This is a genomic window from Streptomyces sp. NPDC001093 (assembly GCF_040298985.1).
GTDB lineage: Bacteria > Actinomycetota > Actinomycetes > Streptomycetales > Streptomycetaceae > Streptomyces.
Window position 1 is genome coordinate 54,910 of the sequence record NZ_JBEPBF010000051.1, and the last position, 7,648, is coordinate 62,557.

Annotated in this window: 7 protein-coding genes and 1 pseudogene; 4 read left to right on the forward strand and 4 right to left on the reverse strand. The window is 71.2% G+C overall.

The genetic code is table 11. The features are described 5' to 3' along the window. The first annotated feature begins 2 nt into the window (after positions 1-2). A complete protein-coding gene (locus tag ABT288_RS24680; protein WP_351611578.1) occupies positions 3-1,019 on the forward strand; it encodes a M56 family metallopeptidase in 1,017 nt (338 codons plus the stop codon). 26 nt (positions 1,020-1,045) lie between these two features. On the opposite strand, the gene ABT288_RS24685 is transcribed toward ABT288_RS24680, so the two are convergent. Then, positions 1,046-1,405, reverse strand: a complete 360-nt coding sequence (locus tag ABT288_RS24685) for a hypothetical protein (RefSeq protein ID WP_351611580.1) — start codon at positions 1,403-1,405, stop codon at positions 1,046-1,048. 488 nt (positions 1,406-1,893) lie between these two features. On the opposite strand from ABT288_RS24685, the gene ABT288_RS24690 reads away from it, so the two are divergent. Then, positions 1,894-2,190: a GYD domain-containing protein gene (locus ABT288_RS24690; protein ID WP_351611583.1), complete on the forward strand. Its 297-nt coding sequence runs from the start codon at positions 1,894-1,896 to the stop codon at positions 2,188-2,190. A 358-nt stretch (positions 2,191-2,548) separates the two neighbouring features. Here ABT288_RS24690 and ABT288_RS24695 read toward each other — a convergent pair whose 3' ends face one another. Beyond that, complete coding sequence (locus ABT288_RS24695) at positions 2,549-3,100, reverse strand: SMI1/KNR4 family protein (RefSeq protein ID WP_351611586.1); 552 nt, start codon at positions 3,098-3,100, stop codon at positions 2,549-2,551. Between the two features lie 223 nt (positions 3,101-3,323). Between ABT288_RS24695 and ABT288_RS24700 the strand changes: the two genes are divergently transcribed. Beyond that, positions 3,324-3,788 carry a DUF6624 domain-containing protein gene (locus ABT288_RS24700; RefSeq protein WP_502972806.1) on the forward strand — a complete coding sequence of 155 codons (465 nt, stop codon included), beginning with the start codon at positions 3,324-3,326 and terminating at the stop codon, positions 3,786-3,788. Positions 3,789-3,821: 33 nt separating this feature from the next. Here ABT288_RS24700 and ABT288_RS24705 read toward each other — a convergent pair. Then, a pseudogene (locus ABT288_RS24705) lies at positions 3,822-4,036 on the reverse strand (cupin domain-containing protein); the annotation flags it as partial. A 185-nt stretch (positions 4,037-4,221) separates the two neighbouring features. Between ABT288_RS24705 and ABT288_RS24710 the strand changes: the two are divergent. Continuing rightward, positions 4,222-5,667, forward strand: a complete 1,446-nt coding sequence (locus ABT288_RS24710) for a protein kinase domain-containing protein (protein WP_351611591.1) — start codon at positions 4,222-4,224, stop codon at positions 5,665-5,667. A 153-nt stretch (positions 5,668-5,820) separates the two neighbouring features. Here the strand turns inward: ABT288_RS24710 and ABT288_RS24715 are convergent, their stop codons facing one another. Beyond that, positions 5,821-7,236: a YibE/F family protein gene (locus ABT288_RS24715; protein WP_351611594.1), complete on the reverse strand. Its 1,416-nt coding sequence runs from the start codon at positions 7,234-7,236 to the stop codon at positions 5,821-5,823. Positions 7,237-7,648 lie beyond the last annotated feature (412 nt).

Genomic DNA, 7,648 nt, shown 5'->3' on the forward strand with positions numbered 1-7,648 from the left:
CGGTGCTGATCAGCGTCTACGTCCCGTTCGTCGTCACCGCCGTGATCAGCGTGCTCGCGCCGCGCCTGGCGCGCCGGCTCACCCCGCGTCCCGCGGCCTGGGCCCTGGCCTGCGCCGCGCTCGTCACCGCCGGCGGCTGGACCGGCTCGCTCGCCCTGCTGGCGTTCACCGGCATCGCGCAGATCCCCGAGGTCGCGGCCGAGGGCCACTGGTCGGTGGCCGCGCTGCGCGCCGAGGACCCCGTGTACGCCGTCGTCGCGGTCGTCAGCGCGCTCGTCCTCGCCACCGGCGTCGTCTCGCTGGGCGTGTCCGCCCTCCGCCAGGCCCGCCATGTCGCGCGGGTGCGGCGGGAGTGCAAGGGGCTGCGCGGTGACACCGAACTGGCCGTGGTCGACGACGACGCTCCGCTGGCGTTCGCCCTGCCCGGCGCGCCCGGACGCATCGTGGTGTCCCGGGGCATGCTGTGCTGTCTCGGCGACGACGAGCGCGAGGCGTTGCTGGCGCACGAGCGGGCCCATCTGCGCCGGAGGCACCACCTGTTCCTGAGCCTGTGGCGGCTCACGGCGGCCCTGAACCCGCTGCTGCGCCCCCTGGCCGACACCGGCGCCTTCGTCCTGGAACGCTGGGCCGACGAGGAGGCCGCCACGCAGGTGGGCGACCGGGCGGTCGTCGCCCGCGCGGTCGGGCGCGCGGCACTCGCGTCCACCGGCGCGTCGCGCCCCGCCGTTCTGGCCGCGACCGGCGGTGAAGTCCCCCAGCGGGTACGGGCCCTGCTGGCGCCGCCCCCCGCCCGCCGAAGCCTGCCCTTCCTGGTCGGCGCCGTCCTGCTGACCGTGTGCTGCGCGAGCCTGGCCAACGCCGCGTCCGACAGCGACCGCATGGTCGACAGCGCGAAGCGAGCACAGTGCGCGACGCTGCTCGGCGCCGCGGGCGGGACGCCGACGGGTGAGCACCGGCACGACCCCGCTTTCTGCTGCGGCCCCCACCAGCGGTTCGAGCACGGCGAACACCACTCGTAGCCGTGGCGGCGCTGCCACCACTGCTGTCACCACTCGTCGTCGCAGATCACCCGGAAGCTGCCCACGGCACCATCGTCACCGAACAGGCCTCCTGCCAGGCCCCCGGCCAGGCCCTCGTGGACGGTGCGGGTCACCACCCCGAAGGTGTTGCCGTGGGGACCCACGGTGGCGACCGGAGCGCCGTTGTCACAGGCGAAGCCCCGGAAGACCTCGACCGTCTTCCGGCTGTCGTTGAAAACACTGAAGCTGTCCGAGCCCAGTCCGCTGGCCGCGGTGATACACCCGTCGACCGAGGCAGGGTAGGAACGCTCGTTGAAGAAGATCCTCCCCTCCTCCCCGCGGCCATGACGGCGCCCTGCGCCGTCGCGGCCCTCTTTCCTCTCCACGTTCCCGCTCCCGCCGCCGGAGGGAGCCGCCGCAGATCCGGCTCGTCGGACGGGCTGGGCCGCCCGGTGGACAGGCTTGGCCGCTCGGTGAACGGTCTTGGCCGCTCGGTGCGCAGACGGCGACGCCGGAGCGGATCCGACGGTCGCGGCGTAGGTGATCCCGGCGGCTGCAAGGACGGTCGCGCCCACTCCGGCGCCGACCACAGCAAAAGTACGCGAGGGCATGTCACTTCTCTCTGTCTCACGGACGTCGGCCGTGCGACCGACCTGCGACGAACGTACCGACAGCTCTTATGACCGGCATTCCGGACATGTCCAAGGTGTGACGCCATGGACCGACCAGGTGGCCGGCCAGGTGGCAGCGCGGCGGCCCCCTCGATGCCCTGCGGTCGCTCGTACCGCTCGTTCGGGTGCGTATCTCGTGCAGGTTCCGCCCCGGGTGCCGAGGCTTGACTTCGCGATGTGTCCCCTCGTGAAGGTGGAAGAACATGCCGACGTACGTCGCCTTGCTGAACTGGACCGAACAAGGGGTCCGAAACTACAAGGACACCGCGAAGCGCGCCGAGACCTTCGGTTCAGCGGTACAGAAGCTCGGGGCGAAGCTCCTGAGCATCTACTGGACCGTCGGACCGTACGACCTCGTGGCCGTCGTCGAGGCGCCCGACGACGAAACCGCCGCGGCGGCACTCCTGCAGCTCGGCGGGGTGGGCAACGTCCGTTCCACGACGCTGCGGGCCTTCGGCCGAGAGGAGATGGAGCGCGTCATCGCCAAGGCCGCCGGCTGACGGCCACCCCACGGTGCCGGCCGGCGCTCCGCCTCGGCCTGATGCGCTCCACCTGCGCATGACCCGCACCGGATCCGGGACGGACGCCCCGAGGCGGGTGCGCACCGCCATCCCCGTGCCCCAGCCGCCGTGCCGCCCTTGGCCGAAGGGCACATGGACGCTGTCGACGGCCACGGCGTTGCGGACGGCGTTCTGCTCCGGCGTGAGGCGGTCGGTGGTCGTCGGCTGCACGGCGGGCCGGGACAGGATCCGTCCCTGTCTCCCGCTGCCCTGGCATCGGCCCTGCATCGCCGAACCGCGCGACCGCGGCAGGACGATGACCCGCGCCCCCGGCACCGTGCGGCGACGCAGGGCGCGTTCAGGGGCTCTCCAGCCAGTCGGTGTACCAGGTGCGAAAGCCGGGGCTCGCCGGTACGAAGCCGCCCCAGTCCGGATCGATCCGCCAGACCTCGCCGGCTCGCGAGCCGTTCAGGACCAGCCGGATGAACATGCCGCAGCCCACCTCGGCCAGCATGAGCGTGCCCCGGGTCAGCGCATCGGCCGGTGCGCCGATCCGGCCGGGCAGGGGTTCGGTGAGCGGGAACGGCTCGGCGAGCCGGCCCGGCAGCCGGTCTTCCTCCCACTCGCCGTCCACGGCCCACTCCTCGCCGGCCTGCGGGCGGGCGACGGTCAACGGCATCAACCCGTGGCAGGGACCGGCGGGCCCGTTGCCCACCTTCGCGACGAAAGACCGGTACTCCCTCGGCAGACGGACGCCGTGGGATTCCTCGAACGCCCTGATCTCCGCCTCCGGCAGTGCCGACGTCAGTTCGTACCGGTGCGTGTCCGCCCCGAACCGCTCCCGCCTCGGGTCCCGTGCGGCCATCTCCCGTATCCGAGCGCGTACGCCGTCCCCGTCCCAGGTGTCCATCCGGCGACCGTAACAAGTGCCTGCAGCCCCCTGGCTCGGTCTCCGGCTCCGGGAGTAGATCCAATATCCCGGTGCGTGGAGGTGCCTGTCACCGTTCTCCGGAATGATCTTTGTGCTCCGTATGCGCCTTTAGGGTTGCCCAGGACAAGTGCAACGCACCGGCAGAGTCAGGGAGTTGAAAGTGGTGGACGAGGTTGCCGAACTGGCCGTGGAACTCACGGACATGGCTGCGGCGGATCACCGGTCCGCAGTCCACCCGAACAGCGACAATCCTGTCGAGCAGTTGGCCTGGCGGCGGCTGACCGCACAGCACGGTGACCGGCTCGGCGAGATCATGGATGAGTACGGCTGGCCGACGCAGGAACTGGTCGGGGAGGAGGCCGCCCGCGCAGCGTGGCTGATCGCCCAGCATGCCGACCGGCAGCTCGACATTCAGCGACGAGCCCTCCGGCTGATGCGGCAGGCGGTGTCGGCAGGGTCGGCCGGCCCGCGCGAGCTGGCCTTCCTGCACGACCGCACACTGGTCAATGAGGGCCGCAAGCAGATCTACGGTACGCAGATCGCCGGCGTGAAGGACGGGGTACCTGTTCCCTGGCCCTGTGAAGAGCCCGAGCGCATGGACGAACTCCGCGCAGAAGTCGGCATTGAGCCGTTCGACGAGTACGTTGCCAAGTTCGCGATGGTCTGACGCCCCGTTCTCGTCCGCAATCTGCGGATCCCCAGCGTCCAGTTCCAGGCGGTGCCGGCAGCCCCGGGGAACGATCACGGCGGCACCCGCCGGCAACCGCACTGCCGCACCGGATGCGCCGGGTCCGGTGGGACGGAGGTGGAGCCGCGCACCGCCTGCCAGGCAGCACACCGCCTCGTCCGCCTCCGGGTGCACATCTCCCAGTGGTCGGCGTGGACGTCGGCTTCTGTCTCCACGCGGAAGGCAGCCCGGCCCGGGACTCTTCGAGCGTGGCGCGCGGATGCGGTCGGTCAGGCCTGTCGGAATCGAGCAGGACGAAGGTCGTTGCGGCGCCGATGAGGAGGGCGACGGCCGTCAGGAGCGCGGTGCGGGCGCCTCGGCGTCGGGGTCGCGCCGTAAGCTGCGCCGGGTTTCTGATTCACGGGAGGCGTGAGTGGGGCGGGACATGGTCCTCGGCGGCCGGTACGAGCTGGTCGAGAAGCTCGGTCAAGGTGGTATGGGAACGGTCCATCGCGGGGTGGATCAGCGGCTGCGCCGCACTGTCGCGGTGAAACTGCTCTCCTCGGCGCTGGCCCACGATCCGCAGTCGCGAGCCCGTTTCCGGCGCGAGGCGCACGCGGTCGCCGCGCTGAACCACCCGGCGGTGGCCACCATCCACGACGTCGGCGAGGAGCCGCACCCGGATGGCCCACGGCCCTACCTGGTCATGGAGTACGTGCAGGGCGCCACGCTCGCCGAGGTCCTGCGAGACGGCCCCCTGCCTGTCGCCGACGCCGTCAACGCGGCATGCGCGGTGCTGGACGCGCTGCGGCACAGCCACGAGTGCGGGATCGTGCACAGGGACATCAAGCCCTCGAACATCATGCTCACCGGACCCGACACCGTGAAGGTCCTCGACTTCGGCATCGCCAAGGCCTTCACCGAGACCGCCACCCGCATCACCGGTAGCGGTGCGGCGATCGGCACTCCCGCCTACCTTTCCCCCGAGCAGATCAACGGGGCGGAGATCGACCACCGGGCCGATCTGTACGCGATGGGGTGCCTGCTGCACGAACTGCTGGTCGGACAGCCCCCGTTCCGTGGCGAATCGCCCTTCGCCGTCATGCATCAGCACCTGTTCGCCGCACCCGAGCCGGTCTCCCGGCTGAGACCGCAGATACCGCCGACGGTGGAGGCGGTGATCCTGCGCGCCCTCGGCAAGGACCCGAAGGAACGGTTCGCCGATGCCGGGCAGATGCGCGAGGCACTCGCCGACGCCCTGACGCAGACCTCCATGCCGACGGTCCAGGCCACCACGCCCGGGCCCCCGGCGACGCCGCCCGGCGGCCGAACCGCTCGTGGGGAGAAGTTCCGTATCTCACTGCGCCCTTCCGCCGACAGCGCTCTTGCTCTGCTCGGATGCCTGCTTTCGCTGCTGTGCGCACGTGGCCGGCTGGTGGACACCGCTCACTTCGGCTGGGTCGCCATCGCGGCCGGCCTGTTGGGCCTGGTGACGCTGCCGTGGTCGACACGCCTGTCGTGCGTGGTGGGCTGGGGGCCGGTGGCCGAGGCCGTGGCGGTCAACTCCGAACTGCGGCGCGCCTACGTCGGTTGGGCCCACTCCTACGTCGCCGTCGCCGCCCTGCTCGCACTGGCCGCCGCCTGCTGCCTCGTCGGCGCAGCACGCAGCAAGCGGAGCGGCGCCGGCTCGCTGATCGCCTTCTGGTTCAGTGCCACGGCGTCGATCTGGTACTTCCTCGACGACCTGCACAAGCTCTACGTCTTCTACCTGCTGCTGTCGCTGGTGGCCATGGCCACCGTGTCGTGGGAGACCGCCGAACTCGTGCGCCGCCGGGCCTCGGACAGACGGGCAGTTCCGAAGGCGTATCCGTCAGCGTGACGCCGCCCGGCCCACGGCCGGACAACCGGTCCGGTCAGCGCCACGTAGCGGCGTAGCCCATCCCGCACTCGACCCCTCGTGCCGGAACGCCCGCTCACGCATCGCACACGCATGAGAGAGGTGCGGGGCACGCCGCCGACGAGGACATCGCTCTCAACGCTTCCGCCGACGCCCGCCCCGGCCCGCAGCCGCCGCCTCGCCCGCTGCCGCCGTTTTCGCCTGCGGACCGGGTTTGTCAGCTGCCACCACCAGCGCGGCGAGCAGTGTGGTGACCGGGACCGAGGCGACCAGGCCGATCGAGCCGACCAGGGTGCGCACGATCTCCTCGGCGACCAGCTCGCTGTTGGCGACCGTGCTCACGCCGCTCTGTGCGATGGAGAAGAGGAGCAGGAGCGGCAGTGCGGCTCCGGCGTAGGCGAGGACGAGGGTGTTGACCACGGAGGCGATGTGGTCGCGGCCGATGCGGATGCCCGCCCGGTACAGTCCGCGCCAGCCCATCGCCGGGTTGGCCTCGTGCAGTTCCCAGACGGCGGATGTCTGGGTCACGGTGACGTCGTCGAGCACGCCGAGGGAGCCGATGATGACGCCGGCGAGCAGCAGACCGCTCATGCCGATCTTCGGGTACAGGCCGTGGATCAGGCCGGTCTGGTCGTCCGTGTTGCCGGTCAGCGCGGCCCAGTCGATGAACTGTGAGCCGAGGATGCCGATCAGTGCCAGCGAGGCGAGTGTGCCGAGCACCGCCACCGAGGTGCGGGCCGACAGGCCGTGGCATGTGTAGAGGGCGATCAGCATGATGGCGCTCGACCCGATCACCGCCACGAGCAGCGGGTTCGAGCCCTGCAGGATCGCGGGCAGGATGAAGAAGTTCAGCACCATGAAGCTGATGGCCAGCGCGACGAGCGCCATGGCGCCGCGCAGCCGGCCCACCACCACGACGGCGAGCGCGAAGATCCCGGCCAGCAGGCCCATCGGAAACCGGCGGTTGACGTCGGTGACCGAGTACTGGAGGTCCTTGGGCGCGGAGGGTTCGTAGGCCGTCACGACCTGCTCCCCCTGGTGCAGCTGCCGTGCCTGGTCGGGCTGGACGATCTCGGTGAACGTACGGCCCTTGTCCTTGCCGGTGTCGACGCGGACCGTGGCCTTGTGGCAGGTGCCGCCGGCCTCCTGCGCCGCGGAGTTGCCCTCGGCGGTGGAGGTGTCGCCGGTGGGGGTCTCGCCGGAGGCGTTCACCGACGCGCAGCTCACCTCGACGACTCTGGTGACCGTGGCCTGCTGGGTCTGCTGGTCGAAGCCGACGCCGGTGCGCTTGTGCGGCGGGGCTCCGCCCGGCCACAGCACCACGAGCCCCACGACGACCGCGGCGGTGAAGGGGATCAGGATCGCCGCGATGACCTTGCGCAGGTGCCGGGAGACCGGAGCGGCGGGCCCGTGACTGTGGCTGTGTCCATGGGCGTGCGCGTGTCCGTGACCGTCGGCGCCCGCTCCAGGACCGTGGTCGGAGCCATGTCCGGCATCGGTCACCGTGAGGGGCCCGTTGGCCGTCACGGGGGCGTGCCCATGGCCGCTCATGGCCGGAGGGTGAAGGTGACCCGTGTCGGCATCGGGTCCGTAGCCGGGGTGGGGTATCGACTCGGGAGGATTCCTGTATGCGTAGTCGTGGCCGTACCCGCCGGCATGACCACCTCTGGTTCCCGACGGGTCGCCGAACCCGTTCCAGTCTCCGGCGCTCTGCCGGTCAGCGGCTCCCATGCCGTCTCCCTCGCGGTTGTCCCTGCCCCCTCCGGAGCCGGGCCTGCGCGGCGGCTCTGAGGAAGAGTACGGGAACGGCTGTGCGGGGTCTCAGCACGGGCATCGCCACCATCGGCCCCGAGGGGCGTTCAGGCCGGTGGGCTCAGTCCTCGTCCTGGGCGCGCTGGTAGAGCTTGGCGATGTCGTCGTCGAAGTACGCGGCGTAGGAGACGTCGTCCTGGTCGCCGCCGCC

Excerpts from the sequence above, each read along its gene's own strand:
- ABT288_RS24690 (WP_351611583.1), top strand. The coding sequence starts at position 1,894 with ATGCCGACGTACGTCGCCTTGCTGAACTGGACCGAACAAGGGGTCCGA.
- ABT288_RS24695 (WP_351611586.1), bottom strand. The coding sequence starts at position 3,100 with ATGGACACCTGGGACGGGGACGGCGTACGCGCTCGGATACGGGAGATG.
- ABT288_RS24700 (WP_502972806.1), top strand. The coding sequence starts at position 3,324 with ATGGCTGCGGCGGATCACCGGTCCGCAGTCCACCCGAACAGCGACAAT.
- ABT288_RS24715 (WP_351611594.1), bottom strand. The coding sequence starts at position 7,236 with ATGAGCGGCCATGGGCACGCCCCCGTGACGGCCAACGGGCCCCTCACG.